16 protein-coding genes and 1 pseudogene are annotated in these 16137 nt (G+C 46.2%); 12 read left to right on the top strand and 5 right to left on the bottom strand.

The annotated features are described in order from the left end of the window. The first annotated feature begins 6 nt into the window (after positions 1-6). Positions 7-435: a cell wall hydrolase gene (locus tag QMZ64_RS09460; protein WP_265624916.1), complete on the top strand. Its 429-nt coding sequence runs from the start codon at positions 7-9 to the stop codon at positions 433-435. Between the two features lie 47 nt (positions 436-482). Here the strand turns inward: QMZ64_RS09460 and QMZ64_RS09455 are convergent, their stop codons facing one another. After that, positions 483-1475 carry an LLM class flavin-dependent oxidoreductase gene (locus QMZ64_RS09455; RefSeq protein ID WP_265624915.1) on the bottom strand — a complete coding sequence of 331 codons (993 nt, stop codon included), beginning with the start codon at positions 1473-1475 and terminating at the stop codon, positions 483-485. Between the two features lie 297 nt (positions 1476-1772). On the opposite strand from QMZ64_RS09455, the gene QMZ64_RS09450 reads away from it, so the two are divergent. Continuing rightward, positions 1773-3125, top strand: a complete 1353-nt coding sequence (locus QMZ64_RS09450) for a C40 family peptidase (RefSeq protein ID WP_265624914.1) — start codon at positions 1773-1775, stop codon at positions 3123-3125. Positions 3126-3176: 51 nt separating this feature from the next. Here the strand turns inward: QMZ64_RS09450 and QMZ64_RS09445 are convergent, their stop codons facing one another. Together QMZ64_RS09445 and QMZ64_RS09440 are read right to left on the bottom strand one after the other, a co-directional pair. Beyond that, the gene (locus QMZ64_RS09445; RefSeq protein ID WP_301441276.1) at positions 3177-3989 is read right to left on the bottom strand and encodes an ABC transporter permease subunit; all 813 of its coding nucleotides are present in this window, start codon (positions 3987-3989) and stop codon (positions 3177-3179) included. After that, positions 3986-4873 (bottom strand): ABC transporter ATP-binding protein, encoded by an 888-nt coding sequence (locus QMZ64_RS09440; RefSeq protein WP_301441275.1) that lies wholly within the window; start codon positions 4871-4873, stop codon positions 3986-3988. Before QMZ64_RS09440 ends, QMZ64_RS09445 begins: the two co-directional genes overlap by 4 nt. Before the next feature lie 150 nt (positions 4874-5023). On the opposite strand from QMZ64_RS09440, the gene QMZ64_RS09435 reads away from it, so the two are divergent. After that, on the top strand, positions 5024-5611 hold the full coding sequence (locus tag QMZ64_RS09435; RefSeq protein ID WP_265624911.1) for a TetR/AcrR family transcriptional regulator: 588 nt from the start codon (positions 5024-5026) through the stop codon (positions 5609-5611). A gap of 113 nt (positions 5612-5724) precedes the next feature. Then, positions 5725-7620 (top strand): DUF2207 domain-containing protein, encoded by a 1896-nt coding sequence (locus tag QMZ64_RS09430; RefSeq protein WP_265624910.1) that lies wholly within the window; start codon positions 5725-5727, stop codon positions 7618-7620. A 34-nt stretch (positions 7621-7654) separates the two neighbouring features. Here QMZ64_RS09430 and QMZ64_RS09425 read toward each other — a convergent pair whose 3' ends face one another. Together QMZ64_RS09425 and QMZ64_RS09420 are read right to left on the bottom strand one after the other, a co-directional pair. Then, on the bottom strand, positions 7655-8137 hold the full coding sequence (locus QMZ64_RS09425) for a DUF4188 domain-containing protein (protein WP_265624909.1): 483 nt from the start codon (positions 8135-8137) through the stop codon (positions 7655-7657). After that, positions 8130-8693 (bottom strand): PadR family transcriptional regulator, encoded by a 564-nt coding sequence (locus QMZ64_RS09420; protein ID WP_243943650.1) that lies wholly within the window; start codon positions 8691-8693, stop codon positions 8130-8132. Before QMZ64_RS09420 ends, QMZ64_RS09425 begins: the two co-directional genes overlap by 8 nt. A gap of 315 nt (positions 8694-9008) precedes the next feature. On the opposite strand from QMZ64_RS09420, the gene QMZ64_RS09415 reads away from it, so the two are divergent. The 8 genes and pseudogenes from QMZ64_RS09415 to QMZ64_RS09380 all read left to right on the top strand — a co-directional run bounded on the left by QMZ64_RS09415 (position 9009) and on the right by QMZ64_RS09380 (position 16035). Continuing rightward, complete coding sequence (locus tag QMZ64_RS09415) at positions 9009-9611, top strand: TerD family protein (protein ID WP_020450063.1); 603 nt, start codon at positions 9009-9011, stop codon at positions 9609-9611. A gap of 27 nt (positions 9612-9638) precedes the next feature. After that, positions 9639-10220 (top strand): TerD family protein, encoded by a 582-nt coding sequence (locus tag QMZ64_RS09410; RefSeq protein WP_301441274.1) that lies wholly within the window; start codon positions 9639-9641, stop codon positions 10218-10220. Positions 10221-10298: 78 nt separating this feature from the next. Beyond that, a complete protein-coding gene (locus QMZ64_RS09405; RefSeq protein ID WP_301441273.1) occupies positions 10299-10877 on the top strand; it encodes a TerD family protein in 579 nt (192 codons plus the stop codon). 65 nt (positions 10878-10942) lie between these two features. Further along, on the top strand, positions 10943-11716 hold the full coding sequence (locus QMZ64_RS09400) for a TerC family protein (RefSeq protein WP_048350140.1): 774 nt from the start codon (positions 10943-10945) through the stop codon (positions 11714-11716). Between the two features lie 93 nt (positions 11717-11809). Beyond that, the gene (locus QMZ64_RS09395; protein ID WP_265624907.1) at positions 11810-12991 is read left to right on the top strand and encodes an HpcH/HpaI aldolase/citrate lyase family protein; all 1182 of its coding nucleotides are present in this window, start codon (positions 11810-11812) and stop codon (positions 12989-12991) included. Between the two features lie 116 nt (positions 12992-13107). Then, positions 13108-13314 (top strand): annotated as a pseudogene (locus tag QMZ64_RS09390) (helix-turn-helix domain-containing protein); the annotation flags it as partial. A 5-nt stretch (positions 13315-13319) separates the two neighbouring features. Next, the gene (locus QMZ64_RS09385; protein ID WP_243943648.1) at positions 13320-14924 is read left to right on the top strand and encodes a YceG family protein; all 1605 of its coding nucleotides are present in this window, start codon (positions 13320-13322) and stop codon (positions 14922-14924) included. 16 nt (positions 14925-14940) lie between these two features. Next, positions 14941-16035: a toxic anion resistance protein gene (locus tag QMZ64_RS09380; RefSeq protein ID WP_048350465.1), complete on the top strand. Its 1095-nt coding sequence runs from the start codon at positions 14941-14943 to the stop codon at positions 16033-16035. The last annotated feature ends 102 nt before the right edge of the window (positions 16036-16137 follow it).

The raw sequence follows: 16137 nt of genomic DNA, 5'->3' as shown, positions 1-16137 counted from the left end.
ACTAAAATGGCAGTGGTTAAGGCTTCTTCTAAAGATATCGATCTTTTGGCCAGACTTTTGAGAGCGGAGGCTGAAGGCGAAGGCGTTCAAGGAATGCTTATGGTCGGAAATGTCGGAATCAACCGCATCAGGGCAAACTGTTCCGACTTTGTGGGACTTCGCACCATTCCGCAGATGATCCATCAGCCGCATGCATTTGAAGCCGTGACGCACGGTTATTTCTATCAAAGGGCGCGGGAAAGTGAAAAGCGTTTGGCACGCAGGGCGATCAACGGAGAGCGGCTTTGGCCGGCAAAGTTCAGTTTGTGGTATTTCAGACCGGCGGGGGCGTGTCCCGCACAGTGGTATAATCAGCCGCATGTCGGCCGCTTTAAAGCGCATTGTTTTTATGAGCCGACAGCGGAAGAGTGTGAGAATGTCTATAATACGTTTTAATAAAAACATCCCTTTTCAACGGATTGTGAAAAGGGATGTTTTTTTGATCAAAATAACTCTGCCAGTCGTTTGTAAGACTGCTTTTTATCTTCAAACCGGTAAACGTTAGTCAAAACCATAAACTCATCTGTTTGATACCGTTCAGAGAGCTCGAGCAGTTTTCTTTTGACTGTTCGAGGAGACCCGATCACCATACGGCTGCGGTTGTGGGCAAGCTTTTTTTTATCGGCAGCTGTGTAAGCGGCAGATTTCGCCTCCTCAATGCTTGGGACAAGACTGTCCAGTCCTTTTTCAACCCTGAGAAGCCATAAATCCTGGCTCAAGCAAAGCTCCTCAGCTTTTTCATCGGATTCCGCACAAACGACGAAAACGGCTGCCAAAGATTGGGGGCGTTTAAAGAAAGGAGAAGGCCGAAAGCTTTCACGGTATGATTGAAAGGCGTTCTTCCCTCTTGCGGAATTGATGAAATGCCCGAATACATATCCCGCTCCCATGTCACCGGCCAATTTCGCGCTGTTTTCTCCAAGCCCTAAAAGCCACACCTCCGGCGGCGAATCTGTCAAAGGGGCGGCTTTGATTCCGAAATAATCATGTCCGGAAGGGACGGAATCAGTCAGAAAGGCCAACAAGTCTTGAAGCTGTCTCGGGAATTCGTCCAGGCTTTTATGAACCCCGTCTGTCAGCGCCAGCCTCGTTTTGGCTGTGCCTCCCGGAGAGCGGCCGATCCCCAGGTCAATCCTCCCGGGATAAAGGGCTTCAAGCTGCCGAAAGCTTTCAGCCACTTTAAAGGGACTGTATTGAGGAAGCAGAACACCGCCCGAACCGACGCGAATGTTTGCAGTTTTTGCCGCAATGTGTGCGATCATGATTTCGGGAGCGGTACTGGCAAGTCCGCGTGTGCTGTGATGCTCGGCAAACCAATACCTTTTGTACCCCCATTGATCCGCGAGCTCCGCCAGCTCTGCAGAATGCTTCAAGGCTGAATACGCATCTGAGCCTTTTGATATTGGAACCTGGTCAAGAACACTGAGCTGCATCATTTGTCACCGGCCTTCCTTTTCAGTAAGACAAGCATATGAAAAACAGCAGGAAGGGTCAAATCGAAGAGAATACGAGAGTTAAAACAAGATGAGTCAAAACATGACACTGCTGAAACAAAAACGAAATATAAATGTAATATAAATTGACGCCTATTGTCGAAAATAGATGGTATAATAACGTCTGTACATCGGTAACGGATATATTAATCATAGGTCATAAGATTCATTTTTTAATAATGTTCAAGCGAATTTACATAATGAAAAAACAAGAATACATAAAGGAAAGAGGAGTAGAAAGTGAAAAAAAAGGTTTATACTTTTGGTTTAGCGTCGATTCTCGGAACAGCTAGTCTATTTACCCCCTTTATGAACAACACGGCATCGGCAGAAACCTCTCAGCAAAAACAAGAAATTCAGCAAAAGCGTTCTGAAGTGAATTCAGGCATCGAGGGCAAGCGGAAAGAAATCGCCAAGCTGCAAGACGAGCAGAAAAAGCTTGAAGCCAAAATCCAAGAGCTTGATAAAAAAGCACTTGAAACAAGCAACAAAATCGAAGACAAAGAAAAAGAAAACAAAAAAACCAAAAAAGAAGTGGAAGCTCTGAAAAAAGAAATCAAAGAAACGGAAAAGCGGATTGAAGAGCGTTCAAAAGTGATTAAAAATCGCGTGCGCAGCCTGCAGGAAAACGGCGGATCCCAAAACTATCTGAATGTCCTTCTGGGCGCACAAAGCTTCGGAGATTTTATCACTCGTGCAACGGCTGTTTCAACAATTGTTGACGCGGATAAAGACCTGCTTGACGAGCAGGAGAAAGATAAAAACAAGCTTGAAAAAGCAATGGCTGACTTAAATACAAAACTGGATGAAATCCAAAAAACTTTAGCCGATTTAAAAACGCTTAAATCGGATCTTGATAAACAGCTGAAAGAACAGGCGAACCTTTCTAAGCAGCTGCAAACGAAACAGGCGGCAGCAGAATCAGAGCTGAGCGATCTGAAAAAAGAAGCGGGCTCACTGACAAAAGAAGAAGCCGCTCTTGAACAAAAACTTAAAGAAGAAAGAGCTGCAGCGGCTGCAGCAGCAAAAGCGAAAGAAGAATCTGCTACGGCTGAAAAGTCTGATTCAGGATCTTCATCAACCTCAGGTTCAGTCAGCAAATCCAACGGATCGTCCAACAGCGGTTCTTCAAGCAGCAAGAAAAGCAGCAGCCCGTCAAGAAACTACTCTTCCGGTTCTGTTGTAAGCAGCAATGGAAATGCGATTGAAGTTGCCATCAGCACAGGTTCAAGCATCGTCGGCAGATCTCCGTACCATTGGGGAGGCGGACGCACACAAGCTGATATCGACAACCGTCGTTTTGACTGCTCATCATTTGTGCGCTGGGCTTATGCATCAGCAGGCGTAGAGCTTGGATTCGGTGCGACAACAAGCACGCTTGTCGGCAAAGGACGAGCTGTGAGCGCGTCTGAAATGAAGCGCGGAGACTTGGTCTTCTTTGACACATACAAAACGAACGGCCACGTGGGTATTTATCTTGGCAATGGCACATTCTTGAACGATAACAGCTCACGCGGGGTATCCGTCGATTCTATGAGCAACCCGTATTGGAAGAAAGCCTTCAGCGGAGTTGTCAGACGGGTCGTTGAATAAAATATCATACAGAAACAAACGCCGTTCCTGATCGGGAGCGGCGTTTTTATATTACAGCGGCAAGTCGCGCTTTTTAAAGATGAGAATGCTGAGTGCGAAGGCGGCAAAACCGACCGCGGCAAGAACAAGAGACACTTGAGCGATATCGGCGCTCCCGTTTACAATATCGCCAGGTCTGAATAAAGAGAAAACCGACAGGCTCCTCATCCATTCCGTCTTTTCGCTTAGTTTGCCGAGCAAGTCGAAGCTGAAGAATAAAAACGTGATGCCTCCGGAAAGTCCGAGGGCTCTTTTTTCGTCATTTGAAATGGCCGAAAAGAGGAACGAAATGCCGCCGACGGCAAAGAAGAGCAGAAAACCGAGCAAGTTCAGAATGAGAAACCTTGACACATTAAAATCGTAATCACCGCCCAGCATCAAATGGTAGCCCGCCAGCCCGGCCGCTGTCGTCACGGCCATAATGATTAAAAGACCCGTCGTTAAAACGGCTGCTTGGGTAAAAGCCACTTTGCCGCGCGTTGTCGGCGCCGACAGAATATAGGCCATTGACCCTTGATCCACGAGCTTTGCCAAAAGCTTAGTCGACAGCATGACAGAGAAGATCGACAAAATCACGATAAAGATTAAACCGTAATACTCTCCAGACATAAAATCTTCAAGATTCCCCAGTCCGTTTTCCAACCCAAAAGCATTGAGAAAGCCTTCCGGCATCGATTTGATCATTTTCTCAATATCCTCCGCATTGCCCGCGATGCTTGGATAAATGCCCAGTATCAAAAGGATATAAAAAGCGGAGCCTGCCCCGTAGCTTATGATTCCTTTCATGTTTGTTCTCATCATTTGTTTGTACAGGGAGAAGTTCATTTCACTGTCCCCTTTCTGTCATAGTAGTTCATGAAAATCTCTTCCAGGCTTTGTGAAGAAGCATCAATGTGCCGAATGTGATATTTGGCGGTTTCTTTAATAAATTGATCATGGTTCCCTAAAACGGCCACTTTGACACGATTGTCCGTCCGGGATTCGATTTGCAGACCTGAATTCATGAAGGCGGGAATATCGCCCGTGTTTTCAAATGTAACTTCAAATACCTTTCGCTGCAGCGACTGCAGTTCATGAATATCTTTGACGGCAATGATGATGCCGTCTTTTATAATGGCGGCTCTGTCACAGGTTCGTTCGATTTCAGGAAAGCTGTGGGAAGACATTAAAAACGTCGTTCCTTTCGCTTTTTCTTCGAGCACGATTTCAATAAACACTTTTTGCATCAGCGGATCGAGGCCTGATGTCGGTTCATCAAGAATGATGACTTCGGGGCTGTGCATAAAGGCGGCGACAATCCCGACCTTCTGCTTCATTCCTTTCGACATTTTTCTGATCGGCGTATGAACATCGAATTGGAGCCGTTCGATGAGTTCGTTGCGCTTAGCTGTATCTTTTAAACTGTGCATGTCTGCCATGACATCGAGAAATTGTTTCCCCGTCATGCCTTCGATAAATGCAATCTCTCCGGGAAGATAGCCGATATGCCGCTGAATGTCGCCTTGATGATTCCGGACATTCATTCCGTTTACTTTGATAGCGCCTTGATCAGGATTCATAAACCCCATGATATGTCGAATGGTTGTCGATTTTCCGGCTCCGTTCGGCCCTAAAAACCCAAAAACTTCACCTTTTTGAACATGAAATGAAACATCAAATATACCTTTGCCGTTGGAAAACTTTTTCGTAAGCCGTTCAACTGTCAGCATGTGACACCTCCGGAAATGAAAATTATGAAATATAAGTGATTTAAAATTACATAATTCATTTTACGTTCTTATGAACTTTTTTGTCAACGGAAATTAATGAAATATTGTTATGTTATAATTTCATTAAGAAAGATACGTAAGGATGGTTATATGAACGGATTTGAAAAAAGGGCTTTGCTGATTAAAGAGAAGATCAAAAAGACGGCTTTGGATATGCTCAAAACATGGGAGCCAAAGCGCATCCGGATAACCGATATCGCAAAAGAGGCAAATGTTTCGCAGGTGACGATCTATAATTACTTTGGAAGCAAAGAAGCGCTCCTGAAAGAGGTTTTCAAAGACTATATCGATCAGTCCATCAGCGATTTTGAAGAATATATGAACAAAGATATTTCCGTTAAAGAAAAGATTGAATTGATGATTTTGCAGAAAAGGGAAGCCAATAATCAAAAATTTGCTTTAACGGTCGTCAAAGAGGTGATGATCGAAGACAGTGAAATCATGGATTATGTAAAGCGGCAATACGATAAAAAAATCTGTCCCCTTATGCTCCAAATGATTGAAGAAGGTCATCGGACAGGCGAAATCTCTCCTAAGATCACCGCGGAAAGCTTTCTCATCTTTATGAATATGATCATTGAACATTCAAAAACTCTGGGTGAAGCCTTTGAAAAAAACAGACAGTTTACAGAGGAAATGATGCATATTTTCTTTTACGGCTTGTGCGGCAGACCGTAGATGTGCTTTTAGAATAAAATTGTCATCTCTGTCATTTCTGTGAACCGCTGAAACAATTTCCTTGCTTTTCCGTATATAAGGCAGATACAAAAAACGAAAGGATTTACTAAACGATGAAGCACTCCTTTTTCTTTTTTATGTTCATTGCCTTTTTTCTCGTCACAGGTTTTTCTGAAGCAGGCAAATCCTTTTCGATCGAGCGGGCTGATATACGCGCGACAGTAAAAGAAAACGGTGATTTAAGCGTAGAGGAAGTTTACACATACGATTTTAAAGGCGCTTTCGAAGGTGCGACAAGATCGTTCAGCGAAGAAACCGTGAGCCGCTTGAAGAATTTTAAAGCCTATCTCCTTCCCGATCACCAGAAAAAAGGCGATCAAGCCATCCCGTTGAAGACAAAGAAAGAAGACGGGACTTATTATGCATATTCGGCATCAAAGGATGAAACAAAACATGTGATGTTTCGCTATGTGATCGAAGATGCCGCCCAAAAGTTTGAAGACACGTCGATTTTGATTCATTCATTTTACCAAAAGGCAAATACGGATTTCGGCCGGGTAAAGATTGAAGTGCATCTGCCTGATTCGGTAAAGGCTCGGGATATTCATGCGTTTTTGCGTGAAAAAGGAAACGGAAAGATTACGAAGGTGAACGATTCATCAGTCATCTACGAGACAGGACTCTATCGCGCAGGCACGGGCTCGGAACTGAGGATATATTTTCCGCAAAGCGCCTTGAAAGAGGCGGTCCGGCATCCTTCTTATCAGACAAAGGATGAGCTGCTGAAGGAGGAAAGAGACGAGGCGAAACGCTACGCCGATCGGGATGAACGGATTGCCGGCGCGGACAGGATGATTTGGATATTTTCGGGGATTGTCGGGTTCATGGTCATCATGGCTGTCATGCTTTCGTTTTTGAAGAAGAGACGCCGCGCCATGCTTTCGTTTGAAGAACTCGAGTCCTTTGATCCTGTGCTTGTCGCTTTTCTTTACAAAAAAGGCCGTTTTACAGACCGTGATCTTCTGGCCGGTATGCTTTCGCTTTATCAGCGGGGATTGGTCACTATGCGGAAGGTGCAGGCGGAAGAGAGGTTTCTTGACGATCCTGAGGCGCCTGATGACACATACCAATTCGAATTTTCCGGGAGCAAGGCGGATTTGCCAAAGCCTGATCAGCTCTTAATTGAAAAACTTTTTGAGCAAACCGGCAGCGATTCCTATATGTTCAGGCTGGATTCCCTCAGCGGGCCGACTGAGGAGGAATGCAAACATAAGGAACAGCTCGGCAAATATGAACGAAAGAGGATCATTCTTCAAAATGTGGTTCAAAAATGGACGGAAAGCGTCAGACAAGCGCCTGAATTCAGGGAGCTGTTTCAAGAAAACCGCTGGCTGAGAATGCTGTCGCTTTCACTGCTTTCTGTCCATACCGGACTCCTGCTCTTTATCTTGTATGCAGACGTGGTGCATCAGGCCGGATTCATGGCGGCTTGCGTCATATTTGGCTTTGCGCTGTCGGCGGGCATTGTTCTTGCGAAATCAAAGCTGTATACGATTCTGTTTTTAGCCGGCTTGTTTTTAGCATCTTTGTTTACCGACAGCATTCATACCATTTTGTATTACGGCATATGCGTCGGGCTGTCTATTTTATTGATTGCCTTCATTCCGGCCGTAAAAGAGAGCTGGTACGCTTCCATCTGCCGAAGATCGATTCTTTCTTGGAGAAACCATCTGAGAAAAGAAGATTTGTTCTCAGGGAGAAGCCTGTCTGAAAACGAAAAGACGATGATCTATGCAATTGTGCTTGAAGTTGAGGATGAATCTGCAGGATGGTTCAATCAATCAGCAAACAGGCTTGATTACGCTTCCCCTGTCCTTGGTATGGCCGCAGCAGGCTGTTTGCATTATCCGTTTTACAGCTGGCAGCTGCCGTCTTCGCAAGAGCACGCCGGGGCATATGATGCGGGCGGTCCCGGAGCGGGCGGAGGCGACGGGGCAGGAGCTTTTTAAGCAGAAAAGGGGCTATCGATTGCGATAGCCCCTTTTAGCTTATTTCAGATCCCCGCATTCGTTGTTCAGCCGTCTTGGTTCTGCGGGTGACAGGTCGATGTCCGTACGCTTTTGCCAAGCCGAACAACGGCATGTTATGGTAAAAAGCCTCATAACGCCCTTTTGGAACCGTATACGTTTCATGGTAGATGCCGACGACTCCAGATGCGGCTGTTTTCTGATAAAAACGGCGCCAAGCCGCCATATGTTTATCAGCCTTTGCATATGCTGTCAAATCTTCGAAAGAACGCCAATATTGAATGAGAAAAATCGTCCTGAAATTGATGAATGATTCCATTGCCAGAAAGCCGAGGTCTTTGTTTTGATAAAGCTCCTTTATCATAGGAGACATGGCGGTAAAAACCGGCCACCATTTATGAACAGCATGCCACTTGTTTATTCTCATCCCGATCACAAATACAACGACTTCATCTTCAGGGGCGGCCGTAAAGGGCTTGTTGATGATCGTTTTACCCATTGTTCCCTTCCTTTCCATTCAGCCGGTTGATTGTGGCTTCACACCATTCAATTCCGGCCGAGGTGGTGCGTTTTCCATAATCCAAAGTGAAAAGCCAGTAGTCTCTGTCCTTTGAATCGGTTCTGCACGAAAGAATGGACTGCTCGATTGCTTGATATGCCTCAAGCCGTTCTTCAAGCTTTTGTTGGTACTCCTTGACTTTCAATGCGGTTTTCTCCCGCTTTTCTTCCTTGCTGAAAAACAGCTTCAGCAAAAACTCGTTTTTTTCTGAGGCGATATCACTGATCGGCTCTTCAAGCCAGCTTTGCAGCGCTTTTTGACCTTCGTCGGTAATCAGGTACTCTTTTCTGTCCGGCTTTTTGTCCGAGAGCGCCGGAGATGCAGCGGCCCAGCCCGCTTCTGTTAATTGGCGCAGCGCGGGATAAATTTGGCCGTAGCTGATTTTCCAAAAATGATTCAAACTTTGATCGATCATTCGTTTCATTTCGTAACCCGTTCGGTAGCCGGCCGTAATCAATCCAAGGAGAGCGTAAGTCGTGTGATTTCTTTTTGTCATACATACCGCCTTTCTATATCTTTTTGATATATATCTTTTAGATATACTATATCAAACACGATGATTTCATGCAATCGCTATTATTGTCGTCTCTATTTTGACCAGTATAAAAAGATGATAAAAAAATATCGAAAACTGCGAAACTTTCCCCTGAATCTTTCCGTATATATAGTTAAGCAGGTTAAATAATGATTCATTGGTCTTGTAGTTGTGAAGAGATGAATCACGCTGGCGTGATAATTGGATCTATCAAACTCTTATTCTCATCCAGCACTGTGATCTTGAAAGTCATGATTCAACGGAGGAGTGAACAGTTTGGCTATTTCTTTAGAGAAAGGTCAGCGGATTGATTTAACAAAAGGGAAAGCGGGGCTTTCGAAGATTTTGGTCGGTCTCGGCTGGGACCCGGTTGCGTCCGGAAGCGGCGGTTTTTTTGGAAAGCTGTTTGGAGGAGGAGCCCCGAATATTGACTGTGACGCATCCGTGCTGATGCTGGAAAACGGAAGAGTCACGGAGAACAAGAACGTCATTTATTTCGGAAACTTGAAGAGCAGATGCGGCAGCATCGAACATACCGGAGATAATCTGACAGGTGAAGGCAGCGGAGATGATGAACAAATCATCGTAGATTTGCAAAAAGTTCCTTCGCATATTCATAAGCTTGTCTTTGTCGTGAATATATACGATTGCGTGAAACGAAGCCAGCATTTCGGAATGATCGAAAATGCCTTCATACGCATCGTCAATATGAACGATCGCGTGGAGATGGTCAAATACAATCTGCGGGACGATTATTCTGGACGGACAAGCCTGATCGCGGGCGAGATCTACCGTGACGGCGCCGAGTGGAAATTCACCGCTGTCGGAGAAGGCACAAACGATACGAGCATAACGGAAATCGTCAAACGCTACGCCTGACATTCATAAAAGAAATGGGGAGATAACATGGCAATTTCATTAGCGAAAGGACAAAAGATCGATTTAACAAAAACAAATCCCGGATTGTCGAAAGTCGTCGTCGGCCTTGGCTGGGACGTCAATCAATATCACGGCGGCGCTGATTTTGACCTGGATGCGAGCGTGTTTCTGCTCAATGCAGAAGGCAAATGCGCTTCTGAAAAGGACTTTATTTTCTATAATCAGACCGAAGGCGCAGGCGGAGCTGTCATACATACAGGCGATAATCGGACAGGGGAAGGCGAAGGAGACGATGAGCAGGTAAAAATCAATTTGAATGCAGTGCCTGCCGACATTCAAAAGATTTCTTTTGTGATTACGATTCATGAAGCGGAAGCGCGTCGCCAAAACTTTGGACAGGTGTCAAATGCTTATGTTCGCGTGATCAATGAAGACTCGAATGAAGAGTTAATCCGCTATGATCTTGGTGAAGATTTCTCAATTGAAACAGCGCTGATCACGGGAGAGCTGTACCGCCACGGAGAAGAATGGAAATTCTCAGCGATCGGCTCAGGCTATCAAGGCGGGCTGGCGAGGATTGCCACCGATTTCGGCCTGCAGGTCGGCTGATTTTGACGATCCGGACAGCGTCCCCGCCCCGGCGTCCGCTTGTCCGGTGCCTGACATTTCTTAAAGGAGGTCCTATCGATGGCGATTCAATTATCTAAAGGACAAAGGATCGATTTAACGAAAACGAACCCCGGTTTGACGAAAGCGCTGATCGGTTTAGGCTGGGATACAAACAAATATACCGGCGGCGCCGATTTTGATTTGGATGCGTCGGCTTTTCTTGTCGATCAGAACGATCGATGCATCAATGAACGCGACTTCGTCTTTTACAACAACCTCGAGCATCCGAGCGGCGCCGTGATTCATACGGGTGACAACCGGACAGGAGAAGGTGAAGGCGATGACGAGCAAATCATCGTCGATTTCTCAAAAATACCCGCCCATGTTGAAAAGATCGGCATCACAGTGACGATTCACGAGGCGGAAAGCCGCAGCCAAAACTTTGGACAAGTCTCAAATGCGTTTGTCCGGCTCGCTGATGAATCAACAAATGAGGAGCTGCTTCGTTTTGACTTGGGAGAGGATTTTTCGATTGAGACAGCGGTTGTTGTTTGCGAATTGTACCGTCACGGAGCCGATTGGAAATTCAATGCGATCGGCAGCGGATTTTCCGGCGGATTGGCATCGCTTTGCCGCAACTACGGCCTGCAAGTCTAGTTTTGCCGGCTGAATCACGTTTGCGTGATTCAGTCTTGCTTTTTCATCATTAGGAGGTAACCAAAGTGGATTTATTTCATCATATTATGTCAATTTACGCCTCATTTTTCGATTGGGAAATGTGGGTGGAAGTATTAACGGACCCCGTTTCCTGGGGGCTGATCGGCTCGCTGGTCGTGCTGGAGGGGCTTTTATCGGCGGATAACGCTCTCGTTCTCGCCGTCATGGTAAAGCACCTGCCGGAAAAACAGCGCAAAAAAGCGTTGACGTACGGTTTAATTGGAGCCTACTTCTTTAGGTTTCTATTCATTGGACTTGGTATGATCCTGATTAAATTCTGGTGGATCAAACTGCTCGGAGCCGCATATCTGGCATGGCTCGTCATTAAGCACTTCTTCATCGGTGAGGGCGATGATGAAGCAAACGCCATCAAAAAAGACAGCTGGATGGTACGTGTTTTCGGTGTCTTCTGGGCGACTGTCATTTCGGTAGAACTCATGGACCTCGCATTTTCGGTGGACAGCATCCTGGCGGCATTTGCCGTATCTGAAAAGGTATGGGTGCTTCTGATCGGCGGCATGCTCGGCATCTTAATGATGAGAACCGTTGCGAAATTCTTCCTGACGCTGATTGACAAAGTGCCTGAACTTGAAGCGACGGCCTTTGTTTTAATCGGGATCATCGCACTGAAAATGGCTGCGAGTGTATGGCATATTGAAATGCCGCACAGCGTCTTCTTTATCATTCTGATTATCGCTTTTGCCGTGACATTCATCATTCACTATATGAACAAGCAAAAAGCTGTGAAAGAGCAAACGGCGGCGTCAAAGGAAGAATAACAAACCTGCAAAACATAAAGGGGGGAGTATATCTGCTCCGCCCTTTTTTACATCAAAGGGGTGTATGATTCTTATTCAAAGAAGGTGACCCATATGCAATACTTTGATTTTTTATCCGCCTCTCAAAAAGAAGATGTCTTTTTCAAACTGCCGGGTTCCGTTACAAAAGACTCTCCGAAGCACATTCTGGAGCATGCGCTTGGAGCTGCGCTTTATGTTCCGGGGAACCGAAAAGATATAGCAGATGTCATGATCAATAACAAGTATCCTGAGCTGTGCTCGGTCGTTTTTTGCCTTGAAGATTCGATCGGCGATTGTGAGGTTCTCCAGGCTGAAAACAATCTTGTCAGTCAGGCCGACATGATTTACCAGGCGCAAAAACTGCAGAACATCAGCGGCGATAGGCTGCCACTGATGTTTATCCGAGTGCGGGAACCGGAGCAAATGCTCGAATTGGGCAACAAGCTCGGCCGCGCGCTTCACTTGTTTACCGGATTCGTATTTCCGAAGTTTTCGATGTTGAATGCGGAGCACTATCTTGATACTTTAACGAAACTGTCGCAAGAATCCGGCATCGTGCTGTACGGAATGCCGATCTTTGAGACACCTGACCTGCTGGCAATGGAAACGAGGGCAAAGGCGCTGCAGGAATTAAAATCAACGCTCGGTTTCTATCAAGATATCGTTCTGAATATCAGGATCGGCGCGACTGATTTGTGCGGTCTGTACGGGATAAGAAGAAAACCGGAAACGCCGATTTATGACGTTTTGGTCATCTCTGATTTCATCAAAGATATCGTCAATTATTTCGGCTTGCAATTCGTGATTTCGGGGCCTGTCTGGGAGTACTTTGAAGATGCTTCGCGAACGGTTCAGACTTTTGGGCCGAATTGGGCTGATGCGGGAGAATCTTCGCTTGGGATCAATCGGTATATAGACGGATTGATCAATGAAACGCTTCTTGATCTGGCCAACGGCATTCACGGCAAGAGCGTGATTCATCCGTCACAAATAAAAGCGGTCCAAAGCCTGCACGTTATATCAATGGAAGATTATCTGGATGCCCTGAGCATCGTCGAAAGTGCCGACGGCACCCGAGGCGTTGTGAAAAGCTCTTTTTCAAATAAAATGATCGAAATCAAGCCGTACCTCAGCTGGGCCAAAAAAATATTATTAAAGGCTGAAATCTACGGGGTATATCATGAAAACCGCAGCTATACAGACATACTGAGAGCGTCCAAACCGCTTTCAAATCTTGGATCGTTCGGAAGTTAGGCCGGGCCGGCACTCCGGTCTCAAAAATAAGAGCCGCAGACGGCATCATATATTGTGAATATTCTCAGGAGAAAACAAATGAATGTTTAGGATGAACAGCCATGATGAAAATAGTCGATCTCACGAGCAGCGAGATTCTCAGTTCTCAGCAGGCTTGTGAAGAGTGGGGGATTGAATCGTCTACGCTCCGAAAGAGAGCGCATGACTTTCCTGCAGGAACAATCCGAAAGTTCGGGACAACCTATGCCGTGACAAGAGCGGGCATGTGTGCCGTATTTGGACGGAAAAGTGACACTGACTCAGAAGAAAGGGGAGACGGCTGAGCGCTATGAATCAAGAAATTAATATTCAAAACGCCCTGGTCAATGATGATGAATGGAAGCAGATCATCAAGAAACCGCTGCCGGAGAGAACCCCGTATGAAAAAAACGGACATCTGACTATAAGCCGTCTGGCGGGACGGATTCTCGGAACGCCGCACGATGAAACGGATTACTACATATATCTCCATGAGCTGTATGAGTCCGGTGATGTGCATGTGTTAAGCGAGACGCTTGATAAGACCATTTCTCCGGAAAGGTTTCAGGCCATACAGCGCATCCATATGGTGAATCAGAAAGAAAAAGGGCTTTCCGTCAATCGGTTTGCCGCTTTTCTCGACGGGGAGCAGCTCATTCCTAAGCACCCTGACGCCGCTATGCACCGCCATTTAAGGAAGGCGCTTATCGAAGTGCTGCAGATGTTTCAGTCCTTTCATGAAAAAGGATTGAACGATCCGGATTTTCGCCGGGTCCTCCTCGACCTTGTCAAATGGATGGGCAATCATTTGGAGAAGTGGCTGAAAGAAGCCGACTGCGAAAAGGCGATGCCGAAAGTGATTTGGTACGGGGACACCACAAAAAGCCAACGGTATTTTTTATACTATTTGATGCTTGTCGGGTGTGATGTGCTGCTGTTTCATCCGGAGGGAAAAGACGAATTTCGCCAGCTTGATCCCGAGCAAAAGCTTTCTTTTGTCTTCACATACCCGGGCACGTCTGCATTGGAGCCGTTCCCGACTGAAAAGCCTCAGCGCAAATCAACGGTGGCGTACCGTTCCGCGAAGGAGCTGGATACTGTTCTGCACAATGAGGATTCGCTCATGTACAAACCTTGGCAGTTCAGGGAGCATACGCCGGTCTCCGTGACTTTGAAGACCACGTATGATGAACTGTTTTTAATTGCGAAGGAACGCGCCTTTATCAGACCCGATTTTCAAGCGTCTCAATCAACGGTCAACATTCCGAACTTATTCGCGATGGTCATGGGCGTCTCCAGCAATGAAAAAGAGTACTGGGACCGTCTGCAGACGCTGACGGAGTATAAGGAGTCGCATACGATCCGGCGCTTCCCGTTTACAAACGAAGAGACGTCGAATTATCAATTCCATTACAGCCATGCGCTTGATCAAACGGGGATGATCGATCCGGACCGTTTGATGGAGAGCAATATATGGCGCTACAAGCATTTGCCTGAGGGAGTGCAGCGCGGCATTGCCCAAGCGGTTTCCAGGCTGTGCAAAAGCCCGAAGATGCTGGCTTTGAACAATGAAAAGACAGCCGATGTGCAGCTGTATTTGTTTACCCAGGCGGTACAGCTTCCGGCAGCGCTTTTGAATATGATTCAGACATTTGACTATTCACAGACAGTGCCGAAGCTGATCTTGTACCACACTGAACAGACGGGAACACTTACCCGTTCAGACGCGGCCGCCTTGCTTTTGTTAAATGAAATCGGCATCGACATCATCATCTATAATCCGCCGGGCTATAAGTGTATTGACCGCTATATCGACGGACAGCATTTCGATACCCATTGGCTTGATGACATGTCCTTCAACCAGGAGTTTAAAGAGCCGTCAATCGTCCGGAAGTTCATCAATAAAATCTTTTAAGGAGGGAGCCACTCTGATGGCAAATCCAAATGAAACAAGCATCATCAATATCAGCAAAGAGGAAGAGATCACGATTGAAAAAGCGGAAGACATCCGTGCCAAACTCCGCCGGGAGCCCGATGTGCAAGCTCTGACTCGGCAAATTGACGTAAAAAACCAAGTGGAGCTTTTAGAATTCGGAAAAGAGCCCGCTCTTGAAATATCCAAGTTCTCAGACCGCATTCTCTCTATGATGAGAACGAACAGTGTGACAGATTCAGGTGCGATGTTGACGCAGCTCGGAAAAATCATGGACCGCTTTGACAAGAATGACTTTGAAGAACAGAAAGGCCTGCTTTCCAAGTTATTTAAGCGCGGCAACAGCATGATCGAGAAAATATTCAAAAAATATCAAACGCTCGGCGGTGAAATCGAAAAAATCAACGTCGAAATTTCGAAATATAAAGATGAAATGACAAAATCGACCGTGACGCTTGATGAAATGTATGAAAGCAACCTCAATTACTATGTGGAGCTGGAGAAATACGTCGTAGCCGGCCAGATGAAAATAGAAGAATTGCAGCAGCTCATCCCTGAATATGAAGCGAAAGCGGCCAGCGGTAACCAAATGGCGCAGATGGAGCTTGATACGCTTCGAAACGGCATTCAAGCGCTGGAAGAACGGGTGTATGATCTCGATATGGCGCGGATGGTCGCGATTCAAACCGCGCCGCAAATCCGCCTGCTCCAGCGCGGAAACACAAAGCTGATCGGAAAAATCAACTCGGCATTCATCATTACGATTCCGATTTTCAAAAATGGCATCATCCAGGCCGTTACCGCCAAGCGCCAAAAGCTTGTCGCCGATTCAATGAGCGAACTCGACCGCCGCACTAACGAAATGCTGAAGCGGAACGCGGAAAATATTTCGAGCCAGTCCGTTGAAATCGCGAGAATGTCCGGAAGGCCGAGCATCGATATTGAAACGATCGAACAGTCTTGGAATACAATTGTCAAAGGCATGCAGGAGACGAAGCAGATTGAAGATGAGAACAAACGCCTGCGCGAAGAAGGGGCAAAACGCATATTGGAACTTCAGGACAATATGAAAAAAGCCGCTTTAAACGGTTAAAAAGGATAGTGAAGAAGCCGTCCGCCAGATAAGCTGGCGACGGCTTCAAATATACAAAAAATCACCGCCATGATAGGCGGTTTTTTATGTTATGCTAGAGAA

The sequence above is a fragment of the Bacillus sp. LB7 genome (genome assembly GCF_030449715.1).
Lineage (GTDB): Bacteria > Bacillota > Bacilli > Bacillales > Bacillaceae > Bacillus > Bacillus paralicheniformis.
Note: the sequence above shows the minus strand (reverse complement) of the source record. Positions and strands in the feature narration are given on the sequence as shown.

Bases quoted from the DNA above. Each gene is read 5' to 3' on its own strand.
- QMZ64_RS09460 (WP_265624916.1), top strand. From the start codon at position 7: ATGGCAGTGGTTAAGGCTTCTTCTAAAGATATCGATCTTTTGGCCAGA.
- QMZ64_RS09455 (WP_265624915.1), bottom strand. From the start codon at position 1,475: ATGATGCAGCTCAGTGTTCTTGACCAGGTTCCAATATCAAAAGGCTCA.
- QMZ64_RS09445 (WP_301441276.1), bottom strand. From the start codon at position 3,989: ATGAACTTCTCCCTGTACAAACAAATGATGAGAACAAACATGAAAGGA.
- QMZ64_RS09440 (WP_301441275.1), bottom strand. From the start codon at position 4,873: ATGCTGACAGTTGAACGGCTTACGAAAAAGTTTTCCAACGGCAAAGGT.
- QMZ64_RS09435 (WP_265624911.1), top strand. From the start codon at position 5,024: ATGAACGGATTTGAAAAAAGGGCTTTGCTGATTAAAGAGAAGATCAAA.
- QMZ64_RS09430 (WP_265624910.1), top strand. From the start codon at position 5,725: ATGAAGCACTCCTTTTTCTTTTTTATGTTCATTGCCTTTTTTCTCGTC.
- QMZ64_RS09425 (WP_265624909.1), bottom strand. From the start codon at position 8,137: ATGGGTAAAACGATCATCAACAAGCCCTTTACGGCCGCCCCTGAAGAT.
- QMZ64_RS09420 (WP_243943650.1), bottom strand. From the start codon at position 8,693: ATGACAAAAAGAAATCACACGACTTACGCTCTCCTTGGATTGATTACG.
- QMZ64_RS09410 (WP_301441274.1), top strand. From the start codon at position 9,639: ATGGCAATTTCATTAGCGAAAGGACAAAAGATCGATTTAACAAAAACA.
- QMZ64_RS09405 (WP_301441273.1), top strand. From the start codon at position 10,299: ATGGCGATTCAATTATCTAAAGGACAAAGGATCGATTTAACGAAAACG.
- QMZ64_RS09395 (WP_265624907.1), top strand. From the start codon at position 11,810: ATGCAATACTTTGATTTTTTATCCGCCTCTCAAAAAGAAGATGTCTTT.
- QMZ64_RS09385 (WP_243943648.1), top strand. From the start codon at position 13,320: ATGAATCAAGAAATTAATATTCAAAACGCCCTGGTCAATGATGATGAA.
- QMZ64_RS09380 (WP_048350465.1), top strand. From the start codon at position 14,941: ATGGCAAATCCAAATGAAACAAGCATCATCAATATCAGCAAAGAGGAA.